This is a genomic window from Entomohabitans teleogrylli (genome assembly GCF_001484765.1).
Classification (GTDB): Bacteria; Pseudomonadota; Gammaproteobacteria; order Enterobacterales; family Enterobacteriaceae; genus Entomohabitans; species Entomohabitans teleogrylli.
This window is the reverse complement of sequence record NZ_KQ947378.1, coordinates 1-25,322: the sequence shown is the minus strand read 5'-3', so window position 1 is coordinate 25,322 and position 25,322 is coordinate 1. Positions and strand designations below refer to the sequence as shown.

At 55.5% G+C, this 25,322-nt stretch carries 21 protein-coding genes, 1 tRNA gene, 1 rRNA gene and 1 pseudogene; 12 read left to right on the top strand and 12 right to left on the bottom strand.

Annotation, left to right across the window (positions count from 1 at the left end):
- Window positions 1-2: 2 nt before the first annotated feature.
- The gene (aaeA, locus tag AQ981_RS05670; protein WP_058911077.1) at window positions 3-935 is read right to left on the bottom strand and encodes a p-hydroxybenzoic acid efflux pump subunit AaeA; all 933 of its coding nucleotides are present in this window, start codon (window positions 933-935) and stop codon (window positions 3-5) included.
- Between the two features lie 7 nt (window positions 936-942).
- A complete protein-coding gene (gene aaeX, locus AQ981_RS05665) occupies window positions 943-1,146 on the bottom strand; it encodes a p-hydroxybenzoic acid efflux pump operon protein AaeX (protein WP_058910792.1) in 204 nt (67 codons plus the stop codon).
- A gap of 189 nt (window positions 1,147-1,335) precedes the next feature.
- On the opposite strand from aaeX, the gene aaeR reads away from it, so the two are divergent.
- A complete protein-coding gene (gene aaeR, locus AQ981_RS05660; protein ID WP_058910791.1) occupies window positions 1,336-2,283 on the top strand; it encodes an HTH-type transcriptional activator AaeR in 948 nt (315 codons plus the stop codon).
- 21 nt (window positions 2,284-2,304) lie between these two features.
- On the opposite strand, the gene tldD is transcribed toward aaeR, so the two are convergent.
- The 8 genes and pseudogenes from tldD to csrD all read right to left on the bottom strand — a co-directional run bounded on the left by tldD (window position 2,305) and on the right by csrD (window position 14,597).
- Entirely contained in the window at window positions 2,305-3,750 is a 1,446-nt protein-coding gene (gene tldD, locus AQ981_RS05655; RefSeq protein WP_058910790.1) for a metalloprotease TldD, read from the bottom strand.
- An 89-nt stretch (window positions 3,751-3,839) separates the two neighbouring features.
- Window positions 3,840-7,643 (bottom strand): AsmA2 domain-containing protein YhdP, encoded by a 3,804-nt coding sequence (gene yhdP / locus AQ981_RS05650; protein ID WP_058910789.1) that lies wholly within the window; start codon window positions 7,641-7,643, stop codon window positions 3,840-3,842.
- Between the two features lie 59 nt (window positions 7,644-7,702).
- A complete protein-coding gene (rng, locus tag AQ981_RS05645; RefSeq protein ID WP_058910788.1) occupies window positions 7,703-9,172 on the bottom strand; it encodes a ribonuclease G in 1,470 nt (489 codons plus the stop codon).
- A pseudogene (locus tag AQ981_RS05640) lies at window positions 9,162-9,756 on the bottom strand (Maf family protein). The gene rng and the pseudogene AQ981_RS05640 overlap by 11 nt, the downstream one beginning before the upstream one ends.
- Window positions 9,757-9,765: 9 nt before the next feature.
- Window positions 9,766-10,254 carry a rod shape-determining protein MreD gene (gene mreD / locus AQ981_RS05635; RefSeq protein ID WP_058910786.1) on the bottom strand — a complete coding sequence of 163 codons (489 nt, stop codon included), beginning with the start codon at window positions 10,252-10,254 and terminating at the stop codon, window positions 9,766-9,768.
- A complete protein-coding gene (gene mreC, locus AQ981_RS05630; protein WP_058910785.1) occupies window positions 10,254-11,243 on the bottom strand; it encodes a rod shape-determining protein MreC in 990 nt (329 codons plus the stop codon). The genes mreD and mreC overlap by 1 nt, the downstream gene beginning before the upstream one ends.
- Before the next feature lie 65 nt (window positions 11,244-11,308).
- Window positions 11,309-12,352 (bottom strand): rod shape-determining protein MreB, encoded by a 1,044-nt coding sequence (gene mreB / locus AQ981_RS05625; RefSeq protein WP_000913396.1) that lies wholly within the window; start codon window positions 12,350-12,352, stop codon window positions 11,309-11,311.
- Between the two features lie 301 nt (window positions 12,353-12,653).
- Window positions 12,654-14,597, bottom strand: coding sequence for an RNase E specificity factor CsrD (csrD, locus tag AQ981_RS05620; RefSeq protein ID WP_058910784.1), 1,944 nt, complete (start codon window positions 14,595-14,597; stop codon window positions 12,654-12,656).
- A gap of 227 nt (window positions 14,598-14,824) precedes the next feature.
- Here csrD and acuI point away from each other — a divergent pair, with 227 nt between their 5' ends.
- From acuI to fis, 11 genes are all read left to right on the top strand, one after another.
- Window positions 14,825-15,799 carry an acrylyl-CoA reductase (NADPH) gene (gene acuI / locus AQ981_RS05615; protein WP_058910783.1) on the top strand — a complete coding sequence of 325 codons (975 nt, stop codon included), beginning with the start codon at window positions 14,825-14,827 and terminating at the stop codon, window positions 15,797-15,799.
- 114 nt (window positions 15,800-15,913) lie between these two features.
- A complete protein-coding gene (msrP, locus tag AQ981_RS05610) occupies window positions 15,914-16,918 on the top strand; it encodes a protein-methionine-sulfoxide reductase catalytic subunit MsrP (protein ID WP_058910782.1) in 1,005 nt (334 codons plus the stop codon).
- A complete protein-coding gene (gene msrQ / locus AQ981_RS05605; RefSeq protein WP_058910781.1) occupies window positions 16,919-17,518 on the top strand; it encodes a protein-methionine-sulfoxide reductase heme-binding subunit MsrQ in 600 nt (199 codons plus the stop codon).
- Window positions 17,519-17,751: 233 nt separating this feature from the next.
- Window positions 17,752-18,204: a type II 3-dehydroquinate dehydratase gene (aroQ, locus tag AQ981_RS05600; protein WP_058911076.1), complete on the top strand. Its 453-nt coding sequence runs from the start codon at window positions 17,752-17,754 to the stop codon at window positions 18,202-18,204.
- Window positions 18,205-18,225: 21 nt separating this feature from the next.
- Entirely contained in the window at window positions 18,226-18,693 is a 468-nt protein-coding gene (gene accB / locus AQ981_RS05595; RefSeq protein ID WP_058910780.1) for an acetyl-CoA carboxylase biotin carboxyl carrier protein, read from the top strand.
- A 12-nt stretch (window positions 18,694-18,705) separates the two neighbouring features.
- Window positions 18,706-20,055 (top strand): acetyl-CoA carboxylase biotin carboxylase subunit, encoded by a 1,350-nt coding sequence (gene accC / locus AQ981_RS05590; protein ID WP_058910779.1) that lies wholly within the window; start codon window positions 18,706-18,708, stop codon window positions 20,053-20,055.
- 109 nt (window positions 20,056-20,164) lie between these two features.
- Complete coding sequence (locus AQ981_RS05585) at window positions 20,165-20,407, top strand: YhdT family protein (protein WP_058910778.1); 243 nt, start codon at window positions 20,165-20,167, stop codon at window positions 20,405-20,407.
- Entirely contained in the window at window positions 20,397-21,851 is a 1,455-nt protein-coding gene (gene panF / locus AQ981_RS05580) for a sodium/pantothenate symporter (protein WP_058910777.1), read from the top strand. The genes AQ981_RS05585 and panF overlap by 11 nt, the downstream gene beginning before the upstream one ends.
- An 11-nt stretch (window positions 21,852-21,862) precedes the next feature.
- Complete coding sequence (gene prmA / locus AQ981_RS05575; protein ID WP_058910776.1) at window positions 21,863-22,744, top strand: 50S ribosomal protein L11 methyltransferase; 882 nt, start codon at window positions 21,863-21,865, stop codon at window positions 22,742-22,744.
- A gap of 354 nt (window positions 22,745-23,098) precedes the next feature.
- Complete coding sequence (dusB, locus tag AQ981_RS05570; protein WP_058910775.1) at window positions 23,099-24,064, top strand: tRNA dihydrouridine synthase DusB; 966 nt, start codon at window positions 23,099-23,101, stop codon at window positions 24,062-24,064.
- 25 nt (window positions 24,065-24,089) lie between these two features.
- A complete protein-coding gene (gene fis / locus AQ981_RS05565) occupies window positions 24,090-24,386 on the top strand; it encodes a DNA-binding transcriptional regulator Fis (protein WP_000462905.1) in 297 nt (98 codons plus the stop codon).
- A 512-nt stretch (window positions 24,387-24,898) separates the two neighbouring features.
- Here the strand turns inward: fis and rrf are convergent.
- Window positions 24,899-25,014: ribosomal RNA gene (gene rrf / locus AQ981_RS05560) — 5S ribosomal RNA — on the bottom strand.
- Window positions 25,015-25,053: 39 nt separating this feature from the next.
- Window positions 25,054-25,129, bottom strand: a tRNA-Thr gene (locus AQ981_RS05555).
- Window positions 25,130-25,322 lie beyond the last annotated feature (193 nt).

Here is a 25,322-nt window from a genome sequence, read left to right as displayed (position 1 = left end):
GATTAACCGAATTCACGCAGGCGATGCATCGTCTTGATAAAGAAAGATTCATGCTCGCTATCGCGATCCCGGGTACCGGTGACAACGATAGTCGCGGTAGTGCCCGCCGGGTACAGATTGCCGGTCTGTTCATCAAGACGAATGCGCACCGGAACGCGCTGAGCCAGGCGTACCCATTCCAGATTCGAATCAACCGTCGCCATACCTTTCGCATCGCGACTGCTGCTGGCGTTAGTCACCCCGGCGGCGACACTGTCCACGGTGCCGCGCAGCACCCGATTGCTGCCCAGCGGGATAATTTCCACCCGATAGCCGGGACGAACGCCGTCCAGCTTAGTTTCTTCCATATAGGCCTGAATGAAAAAGGTATTTTGTTTTACCAGCGCGACGGCGGTGGAACCGCGAGTAATAAACTCCCCGGCGTAAACATTCAGGTTAGTCACCCAACCGTCGGACGGAGCGCGGATCACAGTACGTTCAAGATCGAGTTTAGCCAGATCGCGGGTGGCCTGCGCTTTCGCCAGTTGGTGCTGTACGGTCTGCAGGACGTTATTGGCCTGGTCTATCTCTTCCCGGGACATCGCCTGAATGCCCAACTGGTTACGGCGCCCGGCTTCACGCCGTTTTTCACTGGCCAGCGCCTGGTAGTAAGCGACATCCGCCTCCGCCTCTTCCAGCGCTTTGACATAGCGCGGCTGGTCGATGGAGAACAAAACCTGACCTTTTTTCACCAGTTGATTATCGTGAACCTCCACACCGGAGATCAGCCCTTCGACATCGGGAGCGATAGCCACAATATCTGCGCTGAAGCGAGCGTCGCGGGTCCATGGCGACTCGGTATAGAAAACCCAGGTCCGGAAAATAGCGATGAAGGCAATAACCACCAGCACCAGTGTGATGGCTGTGCGGCTCATTTTTCTTGTTAGTGTTTTCACATCAACCTCAAACAAACAGGCGGGATATCAGCCAGAACAGGCAGCAATATAGCGCGGTATTAAAAAGCGCAGGGTGCCAGACAAAATCATAGATCCCCGTCGGGGTCAGCGCCCTGCGTACCAGCCAGAAGAGGGCCAGAGACAAAAGCAACTCAAAAAATATCGGTGGAAAGGACAGGCCGAATACCACGATAACCGGAAATAGACTCATAGTGATCCTGGGTAAAACTTATGCAGGTGATACATCGTTTTTCTTAACAACATCACGCAACAGGATAGAATGGCCAGAAGGGCCGGGCGAGAGTGCGGTGTTGGTTGTGTTAATAATAATATATTAACGTAACTGTTATCCTGTTATCTATAATTTGTGATCTAAATCACTTTTAACTCAGAGTTAACAATGGAACGTCTGAAACGCATGTCGGTTTTCGCCAAAGTGGTCGAGCTGGGCTCTTTTACCGCCGCCGCCAGGCAGTTGCAAATGAGCGTCTCCTCGATCAGCCAGACTGTCTCGAAACTGGAAGATGAGTTACAGGTCAAGCTGCTAAACCGCAGTACCCGCAGTATTGGTCTGACGGAAGCCGGGAAAATTTACTACCAGGGCTGCCGACGGATGCTCCATGAAGTGCAGGAAGTTCACGAGCAGCTTTACTCGTTTAACAACACCCCCATCGGCACCCTGCGCATCGGCAGTTCTTCAACCATGGCACAAAATGTGCTGGCCGGTATGACGGCAAAAATGCTGCGCGAATATCCCGGGCTGACGGTCAATCTGGTTACCGGTATTCCGGCTCCCGACCTGATCGCCGACGGCCTCGATCTGGTGATTCGGGTAGGCGCGCTCCAGGATTCCAGCCTGTTTTCCCGGCGCCTCGGTTCCATGCCAATGGTGGTTTGCGCCGCCAAAAGCTACCTGGCGCAGAATACCGCGCCGGAGAAACCGGCCGATTTGGCTAACCATTCGTGGCTGGCCTACAGCGTACGTCCCGATAATGAATTCGAACTGGTAGCGCCGGAAGGACTCTCCACCCGGCTGACCCCCGAAGGGCGCTTTGTCACCAACGATCCGATGACCCTGACCCGCTGGCTGCGCGCCGGAGCCGGAGTTGCCTATGTCCCGCTGATGTGGGTGATCGATGAGATTAACCGCGGAGAGCTGGAGATCCTGTTTCCGCGCTACCAGTCCGATCCGCGTCCGGTTTACGCCCTGTATACCGAAAAAGACAAACTGCCTCTCAAAGTGGAGGTGTGTATTAATTATCTGACGGAATACTTTGTTGAAGTGGCGCAGTTGTATCAGGCGGTCAGAGCCCGCAACGGACGCGCTCAGGAAAGCAGCCGGGAATAATCCCGGCTGTAAACAGCAGAATCAGGCAGTACCGCCAACGGTCAGGTTATCCACCTTCAGCGTAGGCTGACCCACGCCGACCGGCACACTCTGCCCTTCTTTACCGCAGACGCCGACGCCGTTATCAAGACGCAGATCGTTACCCACCATGGAGATCTGCTGCATGGTTTCAATACCGGAACCAATCAGCGTCGCCCCCTTCACCGCCTTCGTTACTTTGCCTTTCTCAATCAGATAAGCTTCTGAGGTAGAAAAGACAAACTTACCGGAGGTGATATCCACCTGGCCGCCGCCAAAATTGGGAGCATAAATGCCATAGTCAACGGACTCGATAATCTCCTGCGGCGTGGATTTACCGGCCAGCATATAGGTATTGGTCATACGCGGCATCGGCAGATGGGCATAAGATTCCCGACGACCATTTCCGGTGGGGGATACCCCCATCAGACGCGCGTTCAGCTTATCCTGCATATACCCTTTCAGAATACCGTTTTCAATCAGTACGTTGTACTGGCCCGGCACACCTTCATCGTCAATGCTCAGGGAGCCGCGACGATCGGTGATAGTGCCGTCATCCACCACAGTACACAGCTCAGAGGCTACCTGCTGCCCCATCTGGCCGCTGAATACCGAAGTGCCCCGGCGGTTGAAATCCCCTTCCAGGCCATGTCCCACGGCCTCGTGGAGCAAGACTCCCGGCCAGCCGGCGCCCAACACCACCGGCAGCATCCCGGCAGGCGCAGCGATAGCCGACAGATTCACCAGCGCCATACGTACCGCTTCTTTGGCCCAGGCATCGGCGCGAACATCACCGTCTACCGGCTCCAGGAACCATTCATAGCCAAAACGACCGCCGCCGCCGCTGGAACCGCGTTCCCGCTTACCGTCTTCTTCCACCAGTACGCTCACCGACAGACGTACCAGCGGACGTATATCCGCCGCCAGAGTACCGTCTGTGGCGGCCACCAGAATCATTTCATACACGCCGCTCAGGCTGGCATTGACTTCCTGGACCCGCTTGTCCGCCGCTCGCGCCACACTGTCTACCCGCTTGAGGATATTCAGTTTCTCTTCACGGCTCATACTCTGTAACGGATCGACGGCGGTATACAACGCCTGATGCTCAACGGCCCCCAGAACGTGCGCTTTACCTTCCCCCTGCTCGCGCACAATGCTGCGCGCCGCCGCGGCGCTTTGCTCCAGCCCCTGACGGCCAATTTGGTCGGCATAGGCAAAGCCGGTTTTCTCTCCGCTTACAGCCCGAACCCCGACGCCCTGATCAATATTGTACGATCCGTCTTTAATGATCCTGTCTTCCAGCACCCAGGACTCATGATAGCTGGACTGAAAATAGAGGTCGCCGTAATCCAGACGGCGCTCGGAAAGCAGATTAAGGATAGAAAACAGATCCTGATGATTCAGGCCATTCGCAGTCAGTAACTGCTCAGTTACCAGGTTCAGACTCATTATTACGCTACTCTTCTGAATACCCGCCTGACCCGGCGGTAAAATGGTTTTATCTATTGAGCTTGCGGTAATTAATCGCTCACGTCAAATTATTGATGTTTATCAACCCGCGGCTGGCGTAATACCTCATTAATCTGCGGCTTGTCGATTGGCCCGCTAATACGGTAACGCAACACCGAGATTTTACTCCACAGCGGCCCGAGCACTTTACTGGCGGCAAACACCGCCGCGCCAACGATCGGGTTAACGGCAAACGCCGTCGCTACGCCAACCGTCGCGGAAATCTCCGGCGCGACTACGGCTTCCATATCCAACTGGCGGCGCACCAGATCCACCGACCCCTTCATGGCGATATCCGCCTCCAGGCCATCCACCAGCATATTATCGGTATGCAGAACACCGTCTTTAATCCATGCGGTACTGCTAATGGAGTCGAAATAGAAGCCGCTACCAAACGTATCGCTGAAATCGAAACGCAGTTTGCGTAATAGTGCGTCAAAACTGACCAGACGCAGCAACTGACCAGCGTGGCCAGTTCCCAGCTCGGCGATCTGGCCCTTGCCAAGATGTGCTTTCAGGATACCGTTCAACGAGGACTCCTGCGGGTGCCAGGGTACATCCCGCCAGTGCAGATCATAATCCACATCGAACGGCGAACCCTGGATCGGCGTATTCACGCCAAAGAATCCGGTCGCGGCATCAATCTTTTCTCCGTGCAATTTGCCTTTCAGCGACGTGCGCACGCCGCCGCGCTGGTTGACCCACTCTCCTGCGACGCTCAGGCGCGCGAAACCAGTATCCAGCAAACCATCGGAGAGCGTCAGTGTCTGGCCTTTCACTGCCAGATCGGCGTCGATACGCCCGTACTTTTGCCCCCACAGCCAGCATTCGCCGCAGCGCAGTTGTAAATCCGGCCAGCGGCTGAAATCAACGTTCTGGACGGCTGTCACGCCGCCAGCGCCCGCCACGTCGGCCGGGCTGGTCCAGCTCGGGTTAAAATACAGATATTTAATCGCCGCCTGCCATGGCGCCCGATCGTACATGTTCAGAGTCGCATTGATTTCCCGCCCCTGGGCCTCCACCACCGTACCGCTACTGGCCGGGCGCGAGACCAGGCTCAGGTTATTCCAGCGCTGGCCGCCCAGCGTCAGCGCCGGAGTACGCAATGTGATACGTGAAGGAAATTCCACGCTGTGGCTGACGCCATCCGCGGCCCCCTGGCTAAACAACGCCAGCCACCGGGCGCCATCCATTTCCGGGAGATTCAGTTCCACGCCGGCGGTTTCCGGCAAAGGCGGGATGCTGCGGCTATCCGCGGCCAGCATCGCCCGATCGAGCGTAAGTTTCTGCTTCAGCAGCCAGCGGCTGTTAAAATAGTTATGGCTCCCGACATTGCCGGTAATATCGAATCCCTGCAGATCGCCCTTCACCAGCACTTTTACCGGTAGCGCCTCGCCGGGCGACTTATTCAACGGCGCCGGCAGGTCGCTACGCAGGGTTTTCATGTCGCCAGTCAATTCGGCGCTGTAACCCGGGCTGCCACGGTAGGGTAATTGAATATCCACTTTCCCTTTCCACGGCAGACTGCCGCCGATCGCTTTATCCAGCGCGCCAGGCAACACACCGGTTTTCGTCGGCTGCCAGTTGCCGCTCAGATTGACGCCCACCTGATAGGCTTTATCGCCTTCCCGGGTCGAAAAATCTACCTGTACCGGCTGATTAAACCACACGGCCTGTAGCGGTTGGCTCTGCAGATTGCCATTCTCAAAGCTGAACTGGCCGCTGAGTTTGCTGAGCGTGGTTTCCAGCGGCACGACTTCCAGCGTGTTGTCTTTCAGACGCACCTCCCCTTTGGCGGTGGTCATCTCGCCGTCCAGCGGAATATCGAGATGCAGCCGGGCATTCACATCGCCGTTCAGCTTCAGTTGCTCAAGGGTTGCCGCCAGCGAATCTTTCAGCGGCGTATCGTGGAAATAAGGCCCGACGGCGTTCCCGGGGCCGGCGATATCGGCATCGATCAGCAGTTTTTCTTCGCTATAGTCCGGAATAATCGCGGTCAGGTTACGGGCTTTCACCCCGCCGAGAGCGAGTTCATCGGTTTTCATCCACAGGCCGTCATTAATAAAGTCCAGCTCCAGATTCAGGTTCTGCAGCGCCGGCCAGTCCGGCTGGAAAGCGAAAGTCGCATTACGCAACGGTACCAGAACTTCAAACTGCCCTTCGTTATGCTTATAGGGGAACAACTGCGGATTACCGCCATAAACCAGGGTGGCATTATCCACCTGACCGCCCTGAATCGCGCCGCTCAGGTAATCCACCAGCGCGCCGCCCATCAGATTTTCCGGAAAATAACGCCACGCCTGCCCGGCATCATCAACGCGAATACCGGCCAGAATACTCAGCCAGGGCTGCTCGTCCTCACCCTGCGGCTGCTGGTAGCTGAAATCGCCACGCGCCCACAGACCGGGAGCGCTCACGTCGATATTCTCTCCTTCCAGCGTCCAGCCCTGCGGCCCGTCACGCCAGTTCAGGGTTGCCAGACCGTGGCGAATTTCCAGCGGCGCGCGGAATACGCCTTCATAAGGCATTTTCGCGTCATCCATGCGGGCAACCAGTCGCCCATTCTCCAGACTCCCGCTGATCTCGCCGGAAAAATGCTCGGCGCCGGGCAATAGTTTCCACTGCCGCCAGGAGAGATCCTGCCATTTGCCCTGCAGGCGAGTTTTGGCGGTTTGCTGCAAAGGGATATCCAGCGCCAGCGACGCAACCTGCCCCTGAGGCTGCAAAGCGCGCCAGATTTCGCCCAGTTGCGGTGAGATTTTCTCCGCCAGCGGCAACAGCGGCTCGAAACGTTCCGGGCGCATGTTGTTGGCGCGAATGCGTAATTCGTCGCTACGCTGACGATCTTTCCCGCCAACATCCTGGCCTGCTATCCAGGCGAAGGCCAGCCGACCTTTCGGCCAGGGATTGTCATCAATGCTGATATTGGTTGCCGGAACCTCTGCCTGCCAGCCCCCGGAGATTTTACTGATATGGGCCGTCAGGTTATCCACCGTCAGCCGATGCGTCTGGTTGTCGCCCTGCCAACTGGCTCCCCCCTTGCGCAGCCAGATATCGCCGCCGCTAATCTCACCATCCTGCAGAGTCATCCACGCGCTCAGACTGAAGCGCGCAGTAGCCAGATCGACATTGTCCTGCGCCCACTGATTGAGCCACGGCTTCACGTCCACATCATCCGCCTGCATCCAGACAGTACCGTTATTCAACAACCCATCGTCATCACGCAGATCCATGCGTACCTGCACCACGCCGTGCTGGCCATTGAAACTGGAAAGACTGACCTGCCCTTCGGCACGATGGCGGTTGCGGCCGTTAAGCCAGGTCAACTGGGGGATGGTCAGTTCAGCGCGCTGGCCGGAAAGCGTCAAAAAGCTGATGGTACTGTCGCGCAGGTCAAAGTGGTCGAACTGGCGCAGGAAAAGATCGCTAAATTTGCCGGGCTTGATATCGCCCTTCTCCTCGCCCAGCGAAATCGGAGTATTGGTACGCGCCTGTAATTGATAAAAGGTCAGATCCCGGAACTGCCAGCGCAGGTGCAACAGGCTCTGCCAGATATCCAGCGCCATCGTCACGCGCCCGACTGACAACGTGCCGCCATCTTTCAGGCCTACGGAGAGGGAGCGTATATCCAGCGTCGGGCCAAAATTCTGCCAGCTCGCCTCAATTTCCTGGATGTCCACCGGCACGCCGGCGGCGGCTTCGATTTTTTCCACCAGTGCCGGACGCCAGCTATTGAGATGAGGCAGGAGCAGGCGTAGTCCGCTAATCAGCAGAGCAACCACCACGACCAACGATACGCCAGTAATCAACAAAATACCCGGCAGTCGCCTCACGTCTCTCTCCTTGTCAGCCGCCGCAGCGGTGCCTCACCCTCACGCAAACCCCGCAGGACTTACATCATGACCACATCGAACTGTTCCTGGTTGTATAACGGTTCGATCTGCACTTTAACCTGCTTGCCCACGAAGATCTCCACTTCCGCCAGCGCGTGAGACTCTTCGCCTTTTAGCGCTTCGGCCACCGCAGGCGAGGCATAAACCAGAAAACGATCGGAGTCATAGGCGTGATGAACCCGGACAATCTCGCGCATAATTTCATAGCAGACGGTTTCCACGCTCTTCACCGTCCCCCGACCGTGACAGGTTGGGCACTCGTGGCACAGAACATGCTCCACGCTCTCCCGGGTGCGTTTGCGGGTCATCTCCACCAGCCCGAGCTGGGAAAAACCGTTAATGCTGGTTTTCACCCGGTCCTTGCTCAGGGCCTGCTCCAGCGAGTGCAGCACCCGACGGCGATGATCGTCATTATTCATGTCGATAAAATCGATAATAATGATCCCCCCCAGATTGCGCAGCCGCAACTGGCGGGCAATGGCCTGGGTCGCCTCAATATTGGTATTAAAGATAGTGTCATCGAGATTGCGGTGGCCGACAAAGGCGCCGGTATTAATATCGATAGTAGTCATCGCTTCCGTCTGATCGATAATCAGATAACCACCCGATTTCAGCTCCACTTTGCGCTCCAGCGCGCGCTGGATCTCGTTCTCGACATCAAACAGATCGAAGATCGGCTGCTGGCCGGTGTAGTGTTCCAGCTTGTCGGTCATTTCCGGAATGTATTCCGCGGTAAACTCGAGCAGCATCTCCCAGGTCAGACGCGAATCCACGCGGATACGGTCCAGAGATTCATCGGCAAAATCACGCAGTACGCGCTGAGCCAGGGCCAGTTCACCATACAGTCGATAACGGGTCTGATTGCGCTTCTTACGCTCCATGACCTTGGTCCATACCCGCTTCAGATACGCCGCATCGGAAGCCAGATCTTCTTCGCATACGCCTTCCGCGGCGGTACGGATGATAAAGCCACCCTGCTCATCACAATAGCTGGCGACAATCGCTTTAAGCCGCTCGCGCTCTTCTTCGCTCTCAATGCGCTGGGAAACGCCGACATGGGAAGCCCCGGGCATAAATACCAGATAGCGCGAAGGAAGGGTAATGTCGGTAGTCAGGCGGGCGCCCTTGGTGCCGAGCGGATCTTTGACCACCTGCACCATTAGATCCTGCCCCTGGCGCACCAGCTCGGAAATGTCGCGCACCGTGAAGTTTTTCTGTTCTTCCCCGGCCACGCATTCGGTATGAGGCATAATATCGGAAGCATGAAGAAAGGCGGCCTTATCCAGGCCAATATCTACAAATGCCGCCTGCATCCCCGGCAGAACCCGGCTGACGCGACCTTTGTAGATATTCCCTACGATCCCCCGCCGGGCTTCGCGCTCGATGTGAATTTCCTGCAGGATACCACCATCAATATAAGCCACCCTCGTCTCCGAGGGTGTAATATTCACCAACAATTCAGCCGCCATGTTTTCCTCTATCCATCCCGCAATGCACGAAAATTACTCAGCAACTCCCAGGTTTCCACCAGCGGTAAACCAACCACCGCGTAGTAGCTCCCGTTTATTTTCCTGACAAAACAACCGCCGATGCCCTGAATACCATAAGCGCCGGCTTTGTCCATCGGCTCTCCACAGGCAATATAGTCCGCGATATCGGCTTCCGAGAGCACCCGGAACGTCACCTGGGTTTCCACCAGGCAGTCGAGCAAATGCTGACTGTCCGCCACTGCCACCGCGGTCATGACCTGATGCGTCTGTCCGGAGAGCATACGCAGCATCTGCGCCGCATGATCTGCGTCGCGCGGTTTCTCCAGCACTTCGCCATTAAGAATAACAATGGTATCTGCGCCCAGAACAGGCAAGTCGCATGGCGCCATTGCCACCCCCGCCCGCGCCTTATCCCGGGCCAGACGCAGCACGTACTGCGACGCGCTTTCCTGGGCCAGACGCCGTTCTTCAACCCCGGTGATGAGGCGTTCAAACTCAACGCCGAGCTGGGTTAACAGCTCCTGACGTCGCGGAGAACCAGAGGCAAGATAGAGAGTTGTCATAAGAAACCTTTACTGCACGGCAAACTGTTGGCGAATTTTACGCATCAGCAGGAAAATCCACGGCCAGAGCACTCCGTTTACTACACTACTCCAGAATACTTCCGGCCGGAAAGAGACGTTGATCACTAAAAACTCGGCCCAGAACACAACGATATCCGTCGCCAGGGAGAGCAAAATCACCACCAGCGCCTGCTGCCACAGCGCCAGGTTACGAAATAACTGGTACTTCAGCGCCACCAGATAAGCAATCACGCTCAGCGAGAGCGCGCGTACTCCCAGTGTGGAACCGCTGATCAAATCGAGAATCGCCCCCATCACGAAGCCGGTCCCCACATTCACCCGGTGTGGCAGGGCGAGGATCCAGTAGATCAGGATCAATAATACCCAATTCGGCCGGAAGACCATGATTTCATCCGGCCATGGCATGACCTGCAGCAGCAGAGCCACCAGGAAAGAGAGCCAGATGACCCAACGCCCCTGGCTACGATAGCTCGCCACTAGTTGTTACCTCCCGGAGGCGCTGCGGGCGGCGGTACGTCACCAGCGCCGGGAGGAGCCGGAGGCCCCATGGCATCCGGAGGCGGAAGAACCTGAGGCATCATCTGCATCAAACGTTCATTAGCCACCCGGTGCACCTCTTCCGGCGTCATCGGGTTCGCGCCATTGCGGTCGGCGCCCCACAGCAGCAACAGATAGCGCAGACGCTGCAACCCCGCAGTCGGACGCGCCTGGATCACCGTATAAGCGCGCTGAGTATCCAGTTTCACTGACGAGACCACGGCAACCGGGTACCCCTCAGGAAAACGGCCGCCCAGACCAGAAGTGACCAAAACATCCCCGGGACGAATATCAATATTGGCGGGCAGATGCTCCAGTTGCAGATCGTCGGTACAGCCGTTGCCGGCGGCAATCACCCGAATATCATTGCGCAGCACCTGAATAGGCAGCGCATGCGTGGCGTCGCAAATCAACAACACCCGGCTGGTGAGTTTCGCCACCGCCACCACCTGGCCGACCACGCCTTTGTCGCTGATAACCGGCTGGCCTTCATAAACGCCGTTGACGCTGCCTTTATCAATGACCACCTGGTCGCTGTAAGGATCGTTCACCGTAGAGATAACCTGGGTCACCATCTTCTGCTCATCCTGGCGCAATGGCGAGCCCAGTAATTCACGTAGCCGCGCGTTTTCCTGCTTATATTGACCGAGCAGCAGCAGTTCGCTGTTTTTCAGGATCAATTCCTGACGCAGCGCGCGGTTTTCAAGTTCAAGCTGGTCACGGGAGGCAAATGTCTGCGAAACGCTGTCGAGAAGCTCACGGGGACCATTAGAGACAAAATAGAAAGGACTGACGGCGGTATCCATATACGTTCGAATCTGACTGAACGTACCCAGACGGCTGTCGGCGATGATGACGCCAAGCGCCACCAGCACCGCCAGAATAAGGCGGATCTGCAGCGACGGGCCACGGCTAAAAATTGGCTTCATAGGCTATGCGTTTTCCCGGGCCGACACAGAGAGGCAACGGGCCCGTTGCCTCTCTGTACGGCGGATTACTCTTCGCTGAACAAATCGCCGCCATGCATGTCGATCATTTCCAGAGCCTTGCCGCCGCCCCGCGCTACGCAGGTCAAGGGATCCTCTGCAACTACAACCGGAATTCCTGTTTCTTCCATTAACAGACGATCAAGGTTACGCAACAGCGCGCCGCCGCCCGTCAGTACCATACCGCGCTCCGAAATATCAGAAGCCAGTTCCGGCGGGCACTGTTCCAGCGCCACCATAACCGCACTGACGATACCCGTCAGCGGTTCCTGAAGCGCTTCAAGAATCTCATTAGAGTTCAGGGTAAAGCCGCGCGGTACGCCTTCTGCCAGGTTACGGCCGCGAACTTCGATCTCGCGCACTTCGTCACCCGGATAGGCAGAGCCGATTTCATGCTTAATACGTTCGGCGGTCGCTTCCCCGATCAGGGAGCCATAGTTACGGCGCACATAATTAATGATAGCTTCATCAAAGCGATCGCCGCCAATACGTACCGAAGATGAGTACACCACGCCATTCAGGGAGATAACCGCCACTTCCGTGGTACCGCCGCCGATATCCACCACCATAGAACCGGTCGCTTCAGATACCGGCAGGCCAGCGCCGATCGCCGCGGCCATCGGTTCTTCTATCAGGAATACTTCGCGGGCGCCGGCGCCCTGCGCGGATTCACGAATCGCGCGGCGCTCAACCTGGGTCGCCCCAACCGGTACGCAGACCAGCACGCGCGGACTTGGGCGCATAAAGCTGTTGCTGTGAACCTGTTTAATAAAGTGCTGCAGCATTTTCTCGGTGACAAAGAAGTCAGCGATAACGCCGTCTTTCATTGGACGGATAGCGGCGATATTGCCCGGCGTACGCCCGAGCATCTGTTTAGCATCGTGGCCGACGGCCGCAACGCTCTTCGGAGAACCGGCACGATCCTGGCGAATAGCCACCACGGATGGCTCATTCAGTACGATGCCTTGCCCTTTTACATAAATGAGGGTATTCGCAGTACCCAGGTCAATGGACAGGTCATTGGAAAACATGCCACGAAATTTTTTCAACATACTAAGGGATAATCCTGAAAGCTGGGGCGGAACAAAATCCGCTTACTTTACCAACCACACGCGGCAGCGACAAGGCGCAAAAGTGTTCTGTCGCGGTGAAAAATAGCGCAGTTAATTACCTGTGTTACACGCCGTTTAACTCCTGTCTGCCTCACAGAAAAATTCCCTTAGAGGTACATGTAACGTATACCAGCAATTCACTGTCGTACACGTGCTGCGATATATTCCGTTCGGCTGGCGTGAACGCCCCCTCCGGGATGCAGCGCGCAACATTCTACGTGAAAACCGCCGTAACGGCAGGTCAAACCGAATATCTTTGCAAATATTTTTTCACGCTACTGTCAAGAGGCTGAGATCCGGCAAAAAAGTCGCCCTGGGCCCCATCGATTCCCCGCTCAAGCAGCGTTTCCCATTCACCGCGCGTCCGTAAGCCAGTTGCAAACACGCGAGTGCGGGTATCTTTACAGGCTTCAACCAGACTCTGCACAAAGAGTTGGTTCTCAGTGCGCTTATCTATATTTCTGACCAACCCGGGATCGAGCTTGATCAGTTCGATACCCAGTTCATGAATATATGTGGTGCTGACAATCGTCAAACCGGCATGAACCACCGCGACCCGAGCCCCCAGCGCCTTGATTAACCTGATAACATTTTGCAGGCGACCGATATGTTGACACACATCCGCCTCATCTAGTTCCAAAATAATTCGCCGCCGCGTCGATTTTTCACACTGCATAATGGTATCGCGCAGCCAGCGCTGGAACGGCGTACGAATCAGCGACTCGACGGTGACCGGGATCGCCAGCGTAACATCAGGCCAGAAGCCCAGTAAGGGTATCGCACGGGTCAGTACCTGGCGATCGTACTGTTCCGATAACCCAAACTGTTGCACCATCGGCAGATACTCGGCGGAAACCACCTCCAGATCGCCGTCGAAAATCCGGCACATAATCTCCCGGTGATGCACCTGACCGGAGCGCAGTACCGCCGGCTTCTGGTAAAAACGCGGGCCGCCGTGCTGCAGCGCCTGTTCAACAAGGGTACGCCAGCGCACATTGCCGCGCCCTTTTTCCGGCAGCGTATCATCATACACGGCCCAGCTGTTCCCGCCCTGTAGCATGGCGTTGCGGGTCGCTTCGCTGGCATGGTCCATGACCTGCTCCGACGTCTGCCCGCTACGCCACGCACAAATGCCGATATGCAACATATCATCACTGTCGACCATTTTAGTGGGCGGCAGCGTATCCACCGCTTTCAACAGCTGGCTGGCGATGCTATCCGCCTCTTTCAAAGTACGGTGCGGCAATAAAACGGCGAAATCGCTGCGCGAGTAGCGCGCCAGCAGGGCGCCAGGATAGCGCATAATAAAGGTGGAGAGCAGATTAATCAGGGTATAGAGGTATTCTTCAACCGCCGCACTGCCCCAGGTATCGCGCAGAATGTCGAAATCCGGGAGGCGGATCATCATCACAATGCCGTAGGTTCCCACCTGTTCCGGATCCTCCAGCAGCATCGCTAACTGGTTTTCAAAAAACAGGCGGTTATTGAGACCGGTTTTCGCATCCTGCGCGGCGTAGGCGCGGATCAGGGTATTCACCCGGCTACGACGCTCCCCGGCATCCTGCAATTCATTCAGTAACAGATCCAGCGCGCTGCTGGCGCGGGAGGGCCACTCCTGGCTGCTGCCGCGCACTTCTCTGCCGCGCTCGCCGTTAAGAATGCGCGCCGCACGGCTTTCCAGTAATTCCTGGCCGTACAATTGCCGACGCACCCAGTGCGACGCGGCAAACACCACCACCACCATCAATAAAACGGAAAGCGTTAACGGCGCCATGCTGAACAGCGACTGATAGTTCCCGGCCACCGGATCGCGATAAGTCATTTCCAGCAACATCCCCGGATGTTTCAACAGTTCAACCGTAAGGGTGCGTTGGCGATCCGGCATCCCGGAGGAGGAGCGGTAGCCCGTTTGCATACTGTGATCCAGCAGCACATACTGGCCGGCGCGTAGCTGGATGCGGGTAATATCCAGCGGCACCATCATACCGTTAAGTCGGGCGTCAAGAGCATCGGGCGACTGGCTGATAAGCGCATTGTCAATCAGTGTCGCTACCGCCTCGACCCGGCCAAGTACCCGGTCCTGTATTGAGTTATAAAAGCTCAGAGATGCGCCCGTCAGCGTCACCAGGATGGCCAGCCCGGTCAGTAGCGTGAAGAAGGCGGAAAATTTCGTCGTTAAGCGCATCCTTGTGTTAACTCCGTACGTCTGAGGAAAGCCCTGTGAACAAAAAATAGACTACAGTACTTCGGGGTAGTAGTGAGCACTCACATCTATACATAATTTCCGTCGCATACTATCAAACCCTGGCGGAATTATCAGAGTTTTATTGCGATAAATCGCATCACTAACCTGGTAGTGAGTATAGTCTTTCAGAACGATTTTCCTATCTATGCACTTTTGAGGAACATGTTATGCAAGCTCTGATCCTTGAGCAGCAGGAAGGTAACACCCTGGCAGCACTGAAAAATATTGATGAAAACCAGCTACCGGAAGGCAATGTGACGGTGGATGTGGAGTGGTCCAGCCTCAACTATAAAGACGCGCTGGCGATCACCGGCAAGGGGAAAATTATTCGCCAGTTCCCGATGGTGCCGGGCATTGATTTTTCGGGTACTGTGCGCAGCAGCAGCGATGAACGCTTCCGGCCGGGACAGCAGGTTCTGCTGACCGGATGGGGGGTGGGGGAAAACCATTGGGGCGGCCTGGCGGATGTTGCCAGAGTGCAGGGCGACTGGCTAGTGCCGCTGCCGCAGGGCCTGAATGGCCGCAATGCGATGATCATCGGCACCGCGGGTTTCACTGCGATGCTGTGCGTCATGGCGCTGGAAGATGCCGGTATCACGCCGCAGAGCGGCGAGATACTGGTGACCGGCGCCAGCGGCGGAGTGGGCAGCACTGCAGTGGCGCTACTGCATGAGCTCGGTTACCCGGTTGTCGCGGTCAGCGGTCGCGAATCCACCCATGACTATCTGCGCCAGTTGGGTGCCGGTCGTATCCTGCCCCGCGATGAATTCAATGAAACCCGCCCGCTGGAAAAACAGCTCTGGGCCGGCGCCATCGATACCGTCGGCGACAAGGTGCTGGCAAAAGTTCTGGCCCAGACGCAATATGGCGGTTGCGTAGCGGCCTGCGGCCTGGCTGGCGGATTCGCACTGCCCACGACCGTCATGCCGTTTATTTTACGTAACGTGCGCCTGCAGGGCGTCGATTCGGTCATGACCCCGACATCGCGTCGCCTGGCGGCATGGGAGCGCCTGGCTCGTTCTCTTCCGCAGAACTTCTATCAGCAGGCGGCTACCGAGATCCCGCTGGCTAAAGCGCCGGAGTTCGCTGCGGCAATCATTGGCAATCGTATCCAGGGACGAACACTGGTAAAAATTAAATAACATTATTTACATTTTATGATCGGCGGTATTAGCAGATTGACAGACTCCCTGCCATGATTAATGGCGCATCATCATCCCCTCTGTTTTTCGGCAGAGGCGACCGGGAGTCCAGCCATGAAAAAATATCCACGTTTAACCGAGGCCGACGTTACTGCCGAGTCGGCTTTCTTTATGCAACGCCGCCAGGTGCTGAAAGCGCTTGGCATCAGCGCCGCCGGACTGAGTCTCCCCGGCCTTGCGCACGCCGATCTCCTTGACTGGTTTAAAGGCAACGACCGCCCCAAAGCGCCAGCCGGCCGCCCTCTCGATTTCGGGCGCCCCGAACAGTGGCAAGCCGCATTACCGTTGACCCCTGAAGAGAAAGTGACGGGTTACAACAATTTTTATGAGTTCGGCCTTGATAAAGCCGATCCCGCTGCGAATGCCGGTAGTCTGAAAACCGACCCCTGGACATTAAAAATCGATGGCGAAGTGGCGAAGCCATTAACCCTCGATCACGACGATCTCACCCGCCGTTTCGCGCTGGAGGAACGCATTTACCGTATGCGCTGCGTGGAAGCATGGTCGATGGTGATCCCCTGGGTGGGCTTCCCCCTCCATCAATTACTGGCGCTGGCGGAGCCCACCAGCAATGCCAGATATGTCGCATTCCAGACCCTGTACGATCCGCAAACAATGCCGGGGCAGAAAGATCGCTTTATCGGCGGCGGCCTGAAGTACCCCTATGTCGAAGGCCTGCATCTTGATGAAGCGCAACAGCCGCTGACGCTGCTTGCCGTTGGGGTTTATGGCAAAGCGCTGGCGCCGCAAAATGGCGCCCCCGTACGCCTCGTTGTTCCGTGGAAATACGGCTTTAAAGGAATAAAATCGCTGGTCAGTATCACGCTGACCCGCGATCGCCCGCCCACCACCTGGAATATGTCAGCGCCGAATGAATATGGTTTTTATGCCAACGTTAATCCGCACGTCGACCATCCACGCTGGTCCCAGGCCAGCGAGCGGGTTATCGGCCCCGGAGGCGTTCTGGATGTTAAACGTCAGCCAACGCTGCTGTTCAATGGCTATGCCGATCAGGTTGCCGGGTTATACCGGGGGCTGAATCTGCGGGAGAACTTCTGAATGCGGTTAACGGCAAAACATATTATCTGGCTGAAAGTCATTCTCCATCTGGCGGCATTTGTCCCCTTCTTATGGCTGGTGTGGGCTGTTAATCAAGGGTTATTCAGCGCCGATCCCGCCAGGGATATCCAGCATTTTACCGGCCGAATGGCCCTCAAGTTGCTACTCGCCACGCTGCTGGTCGCTCCGCTGGCCAAATATGCTAAACAGCCTCTTTTGATACGCGCCCGCCGGCTATTGGGGTTATGGTGTTTTGCCTGGGCGAGCCTGCACCTGACGAGTTATAGCCTGCTGGAGCTGGGTATCGACCATCTGGGGCTGCTGGGTCAGGAACTGGTTAAGCGCCCTTACCTTACGCTGGGAATGGCCTGCTGGCTGATTCTGCTGGCGCTGGCGTTGACTTCCACCCGGGCGGCGCAGAATCGGTTGGGAAAACGCTGGCAATATCTGCATAATGGCATCTATCTGGCGGCGATCCTCGCGCCGGTTCATTATATCTGGTCAGTGAAAACGCTCTCCCCGCAGCCGCTGATCTATGCCTTACTGGCCCTGGCGCTTTTAAGCTTGCGTTTCAAAAAGTTCCGCCAGTGGTGGAAATAATCGCCAGTTATGTGCAGCTTTCCGCAGAAATGTTACCTGCCAGCGCTGGCGAACAGATATCGGTTGATCATCTTCCCTGATAAGACCAGTATTTAGCTGCCAAATGCGACGAAATAGTTATAATGTGCGACTTTGGTTTTTCTCTGGCAGGTTTTTTGGCTCTGTCAGGTGACAACCGACCAGTGAAGGTATATTTTGTCGAATACCTGGATATTGCGGGAGATAGCGGCACGATGGCTGACAAATTCCACATTTTGCTTTTGAACGGACCGAACCTGAACATGCTCGGCGCCCGGGAACCGGAGAAGTACGGTAGCCAAACGCTGGCGCACATCGTCGGCCAACTCGAGACGGAAGCAAAAGCGCTGAATGTGTCTCTGGAGCACCTGCAATCTAACGCGGAGTATGTGTTGATTGACCGAATTCATCAGGCTAAAGGTCATGTGGACTATATCCTGATTAATCCGGCCGCATTTACCCATACCAGCGTGGCGTTACGTGACGCGCTGCTGGCAGTAGAGATTCCGTTTATCGAAATCCACCTCAGCAATGTCCACGCTCGCGAACCTTTCCGCCATCATTCCTATCTCTCTGATATCGCAAGCGGCGTCATCTGCGGTTTTGGCGCCGATGGCTATTCCTGGGCATTACAGACGGCGGTGAAACGCCTGTCACAATCAAACTAAACAAGAGTACGGAACCCACTCATGGATATTCGTAAGATAAAAAAACTGATCGAACTGGTTGAAGAATCAGGCATCGCTGAACTGGAAATTTCTGAGGGCGAAGAGTCTGTGCGTATCAGTCGTGCGGTGGCAAACCCTGCGCCGATGATGCAGCAGGCCTACGCGGCGCCGATGTACCAGCCGCAACCTCAGCCGGCTATTGCGCCGGTAGCCGCTGCAGCGGTGGAAGCGCCGGCCGCAGCAGCAGAAGTCAGTGGTCACATCGTACGTTCCCCGATGGTTGGTACTTTCTACCGTACCCCAAGCCCGGACGCGAAAGCCTTTGTGGAAGTGGGTCAGAAAGTCAGCGTGGGCGACACCCTGTGCATTGTTGAAGCAATGAAAATGATGAACCAGATCGAAGCCGACAAAGCAGGCGTGGTAAAAGCCATTCTGGTCGAAAATGGTCAGCCGGTAGAATTTGACGAGCCGCTGGTCGTCATCGAGTAATACGAGGCGAACATGCTGGATAAAATTGTTATCGCTAACCGTGGTGAAATCGCTTTGCGTATTCTGCGTGCCTGTAAAGAACTGGGCATTAAGACTGTCGCTGTGCACTCCACCGCGGATCGCGATCTGAAGCACGTACTGCTGGCGGATGAAACGGTCTGTATCGGGCCGGCTCCGTCGGTGAAAAGTTATCTGAATATCCCGGCAATCATCAGCGCCGCCGAAATTACCGGCGCCGTTGCCATTCACCCAGGATATGGTTTCCTGTCGGAAAATGCCAACTTCGCCGAACAGGTCGAACGTTCCGGTTTTATCTTTATTGGCCCGACCGCGGATACCATCCGCATTATGGGGGATAAAGTTTCCGCCATTAGCGCCATGAAAAAAGCCGGCGTCCCTTGTGTTCCGGGCTCCGATGGCCCGCTGGGCGACGATATGGATAAAAACCGCGCGATTGCCAAACGTATTGGTTATCCGGTGATTATCAAAGCCTCCGGCGGCGGCGGCGGTCGCGGTATGCGCGTGGTGCGCAGCGATGCCGAACTTTCCCAGTCAATTTCCATGACCCGTGCCGAAGCGAAAGCGGCATTTAATAACGATATGGTCTACATGGAAAAATATCTGGAAAATCCGCGCCATATCGAAATCCAGGTGCTGGCCGACGGCCAGGGGAACGCTATCTATCTGGCCGAGCGTGATTGCTCCATGCAGCGCCGCCACCAGAAAGTGGTCGAAGAAGCGCCGGCGCCGGGTATCACCCCGGAACTACGTCGCTACATCGGCGAGCGCTGCTCAAAAGCCTGTGTCGATATCGGCTACCGCGGCGCTGGCACCTTCGAATTCCTGTTCGAAAACGGTGAATTCTACTTCATTGAAATGAACACCCGTATCCAGGTTGAGCATCCGGTCACCGAAATGATCACCGGTGTGGATCTGATCAAAGAGCAGTTGCGCATCGCTGCGGGCCAACCCTTGTCCATCAAGCAGGAAGAAGTTGTGGTTCGCGGCCACGCGGTTGAGTGCCGTATCAACGCCGAAGATCCAAACACTTTCCTGCCAAGTCCGGGGAAAATTACCCGTTTCCACGCGCCTGGCGGTTTTGGCGTGCGCTGGGAGTCGCATATTTACGCAGATTACACAGTGCCTCCATATTACGACTCCATGATTGGCAAGCTGATCTGCTACGGCGAAAACCGCGACGTCGCCATTGCACGCATGAAGAATGCTCTGCAGGAATTGATCATCGACGGTATTAAAACCAACGTTGATTTGCAGATGCGCATTATGAGCGATGAAAATTTCCAGCACGGTGGCACAAATATCCACTATCTGGAGAAAAAACTGGGTATGCAGGAAAAATAATTCCCATACCGCATAGCACAGGGCCAGCCGAACGCTGGCCTTTTTCTTTTATCAACCTCTCCCCCCTGAGTTACAATCGCCCCTTTACCGACAACCGCGGGAACCCATGATGGACAAACGTTTTGTTCAGGCCCATAAAGAAGCGCGCTGGGCGCTGTGGCTTACCCTGTTTTATCTTGCCGCATGGTTAGTGGCTGCTTACTTACCTGATGATACACAGGGCATCACCGGACTGCCGCACTGGTTCGAAATGGCCTGCCTGTTGGTGCCGCTGCTGTTTATCGGACTGTGCTGGCTGATGGTCAGAGTGATATTTAAAGATATTCCGCTGGAGGACGATCGTGCAGCCTGAAGTCCTTCTCCCGCTGATCGCCTATCTTCTGGTGGTATTTGGTATCTCGCTATACGCCATGCGCCGCCGTACCCAGGGAAATTTCCTGAACGAATATTTCCTCGGTAGCCGTTCTATGGGCGGCGTTGTCCTGGCGATGACCCTGACAGCCACCTATATCAGCGCCAGCTCTTTTATCGGCGGGCCAGGAGCCGCCTATAAATATGGCCTCGGCTGGGTGCTTCTGGCCATGATCCAGCTACCAGCCGTCTGGCTATCACTGGGGATTCTGGGGAAAAAGTTCGCCATTCTCGCCCGCCGTTATAACGCCGTCACCCTGAATGACATGCTTTACGCCCGCTACCACAGCCGGTTGCTGGTATGGCTGGCCAGTCTGAGCCTGCTGGTGGCCTTTATCGGAGCAATGACGGTCCAGTTCATCGGCGGCGCCAGGCTGCTGGAAACCGCCGCCGGTATTCCTTATGAAACCGGGTTGCTTATTTTTGGTATCAGCATTGCACTGTACACTGCTTTTGGCGGTTTCCGGGCCAGCGTGCTGAATGACACCATGCAGGGGCTGGTGATGCTGCTGGGAACCCTGCTGCTGCTGGCCGGCATAATCCATGCGGCAGGCGGGCTGCACAGCGCGGTAGATAAGCTTCAGCAAATCGACCCCAAACTGGTCACCCCTCAGGGGGCCGATGATATTCTCTCTCCGGCGTTTATGGCCTCCTTCTGGGTGCTGGTTTGTTTCGGGGTGATCGGGCTGCCACACACCGCGGTGCGCTGTATCTCATATAAGGACAGCAAAGCGGTACATCGTGGCATCATTATCGGCACCATCGTAGTCGCAATACTGATGTTCGGCATGCATCTGGCTGGCGCGCTCGGCCGGGCGATACTGCCGGATCTCCATGTTCCGGATCTGGTGATCCCCACACTCATGGTCACGGTGCTGCCGCCAGTCGCCGCCGGGATCTTTTTGGCCGCGCCGATGGCGGCGATCATGTCGACGATTAATGCACAGTTGCTGCAATCATCGGCGACGATCGTCAAAGATCTGTGGCTTAATATGCGCCCGGATCAGATCAACAACGAAAAAGCGCTCAAGCGTCTGTCAGCAAGCATTACTCTGACGCTGGGCGCCCTGCTGCTGTTGGCCGCATGGCGACCGCCGGAGATGATTATCTGGCTCAACCTGCTGGCTTTCGGCGGTCTGGAAGCCGTGTTTCTGTGGCCGCTGGTACTCGGCCTGTACTGGGAAAAAGCTAATGCCACAGGCGCGTTGAGCGCGATGATCGTCGGAGGGGTGCTGTACGCAGTACTGGCGACGCTGAATTATCAGTTCCAGGGCTTTCATCCCATTGTGCCTTCGCTATTGTTAAGTTTACTGGCTTTTCTGATCGGTAACCGTTTTGGTGATTCCCGTTCAGCCACAGCCGCTATTTCATCCACCGATCAATAAAGAGTTTTGCCATGCCATGGATTCAACTGAAAATTAATACTACCGGCAGCCACGCTGAAGAGCTGGGAGATGCCCTGATGGAGAGCGGCGCGGTTTCCGTCACCTTTCAGGATACCCATGACACACCGGTTTTCGAACCGCTGCCAGGCGAAACTCGCCTGTGGGGTGATACGGACATCATCGGCCTGTACGATGCGGAAACCGATATGAAAACGGTGGTGGCGATGCTTGAGCCCCATCCACTGCTTGGCGCAGGCTTTCATCACAAAGTCGAACAATTGGAAGATAAAGACTGGGAACGGGAGTGGATGGATAATTTCCACCCGATGCGTTTCGGGCAGCGGCTGTGGATCTGCCCGAGTTGGCGCGAAGTGCCGGACGCAAATGCTGTTAACGTCATGCTCGACCCCGGTCTGGCTTTCGGCACAGGCACCCACCCAACCACCTCACTGTGCCTTGAGTGGCTGGATAGCCTTGATTTGTCCGGGAAAACAGTAATCGACTTTGGCTGCGGCTCAGGAATTCTGGCTATTGCCGCCCTGAAGCTGGGTGCCGCCCGGGCAATCGGCATTGATATCGATCCTCAGGCTATCCAGGCCAGCCGCGACAACGCGCAGCGCAATGGCGTGGCAGACCGTCTTGAGCTCTACCTGCCACAGAACCAGCCAGAAGCCATGAAAGCCGATGTCGTGGTCGCAAATATCCTCGCTGGCCCGTTACGTGACCTGGCGCCCTTAATCAGCGTACTGCCCGTTCAGGGAGGTTTACTGGGGCTTTCCGGTATTCTTGCCAGCCAGGCGGAAAGTGTCTGCGAAGCCTACCAACCACTGTTCACTCTCGATCCGCTGGCCGAAAAAGAAGAGTGGTGCCGAATTACCGGTATTAAGAACTGACATGGCGGGACGCGACCGCGTCCCGTTTATGCATTTGCACAGAACAATCATCAATACTGAGAGACAGATCTCATAAAGATGCGCTAATTTGCACAGAAAAACAGCAGATTATCATTCTGCCCCCTCTATCACTGCCAGAACTATAGAGAACTTTTGAGAAAAATAAAAAGAGCACAAAATCGCCAGACATCCGTAACTCAATGATTTAGATGTACTATTATAAGATTTTTTTTTAGCCAACCGCGATTCATTGATCCAGGACAGAGGATTGTTCAAAGTTTGGCCTTTCATCTCGTGCGAAAAATGCGTAATATACGCCGCCTTGCAGGTCACAGTATGGTCATTTCTTAATTCATGCGCATTGGACATTACCAGCTCAGAAACCGTCTGATCGCCGCTCCGATGGCCGGTATTACCGACAGGCCGTTCAGGAAGTTGTGCTATGAGATGGGAGCCGGATTGACCGTATCGGAGATGATGTCATCAAACCCGGAAGTCTGGGCCAGTGATAAATCTCGCTTACGGATGGTTCACGTCGATGAGCCTGGCGTCCGCACCGTGCAAATCGCCGGTAGCGTGCCAGAAGAGATGGCTGAAGCTACACGTATTAACGTGGAAAGTGGCGCCCAGATTATTGATATCAATATGGGTTGCCCGGCCAAAAAAGTGAATCGGAGACTAGCAGGTTCAGCCCTGTTGCAACACCCGGAACTGGTGAAAGCCATTCTTTGCGCGGTGGTTAATGCGGTGGAGGTTCCCGTGACGCTGAAGATTCGCACCGGCTGGGATCCCGGGCATCGTAACTGTGTAGAAATTGCCCAACTGGCTGAAGATTGTGGCATTCAGGCCCTGACAATACATGGTCGCACCCGCGCCTGTTTATTTAACGGGGAAGCTGAATACGACAGTATTCGGGCAGTTAAGCAGACAGTTTCCATTCCGGTTATCGCGAATGGCGACATAACAGACCCGCTTAAAGCCAGAGCTGTGCTTGACTATACGGGAGCTGACGCTCTGATGATAGGCCGCGCAGCTCAGGGAAGACCCTGGATCTTTCGGGAAATCCAGCATTATCTGGACACCGGAGAGCAGCTTGACCCTCTGCCACTGGCGGAAGTTAAGCGTTTGCTTTGCACGCATGTTCAGGCATTGCATGACTTTTACGGTCAGGCAAAAGGCTATCGCATTGCGCGTAAACACGTGGCCTGGTATCTCCAGGAACACGCTCCAGATGACCAGTTTCGGCGCACATTCAACGCCATTGAGGACGCCAGCGAACAGCTGGAGGCGTTGGAGGCATACTTCGAAAATTTTGCGTAAACAGAAATAAAGAGCTGACAGAACTATGTTCGAACAACGCGTAAATTCTGACGTACTGACCGTTTCTACCGTTAACTCTCAGGATCAGGTAACTCAAAAACCTTTGCGTGACTCGGTAAAACAGGCACTGAAGAACTATTTTGCTCAACTGAATGGTCAGGATGTTAATGACCTGTATGAGCTGGTACTGGCTGAAGTAGAACAGCCCCTGTTGGACATGGTGATGCAATACACCCGCGGCAACCAGACCCGTGCTGCTCTGATGATGGGCATCAACCGCGGTACGCTGCGTAAGAAATTGAAAAAATACGGCATGAACTAATTTTCGTTCTTTGCTCGTTCAAAAGGCGCTGACCGGCATGGGAAAGCGCCTTTTTGTTATATACATCTTTTCTCACCTGATATTCACTTTCCACACTCTGTCATCTGTGCTGTGGCATACGCGTCAGCATAACAACATCTCCTCTGATGTTTCCTGATTTCCAGCAGATTTCACGACTTCCGTAATATCGCCTGTCGCAGGATGAGATGAGAAAGCATAGCGCTGCGGCTCGTTACGCTCCGGCAAATGACATTTTCGTTGTTGACCCGAAGTGGAACGCCATACATCCACCATGTTTACGATGGCGCTGATGCTGGTAGACAGTCGATAAATAGCGCTGAGATGCAATCTGAAACGCTTTATGATCGGAGACAATTCAGCGCCATAAAGGCCAACTGGAACAGCCTCAGTAGGTTCTGGTAAGTATTGTCTGATGATTCTGCAAACCGGGAAACTCGCGGAAGGAAATGACAAAAAGGCCCGATCAGATGATCGGGCCTTCTTTAATTGATGTCTGGCAGTTCCCTACTCTCGCATGGGGAGACCCCACACTACCATCGGCGCTACGGCGTTTCACTTCTGAGTTCGGCATGGGGTCAGGTGGGACCACCGCGCTCTTGCCGCCAGACAAATTCTTTTCTTCGTGCCGAACTTTAACCAATATTACTGGTGCTGATACCCAGAGTCGAACTGGGGACCTCACCCTTACCAAGGGTGCGCTCTACCAACTGAGCCATATCAGCACACTTAATCCAATACCTGCTGTTGATCAATCACTGCGTGATTCACCCTTCGGGCCGTTGCTGCGCAACGTTCAAAAGCTTCCGCTTTTGTCCCACTCTCTGACGAGTAGCGAACTGCCCCGAAGACTGGTGCAGGTCTTTTAATTTGATGCCTGGCAGTTCCCTACTCTCGCATGGGGAGACCCCACACTAC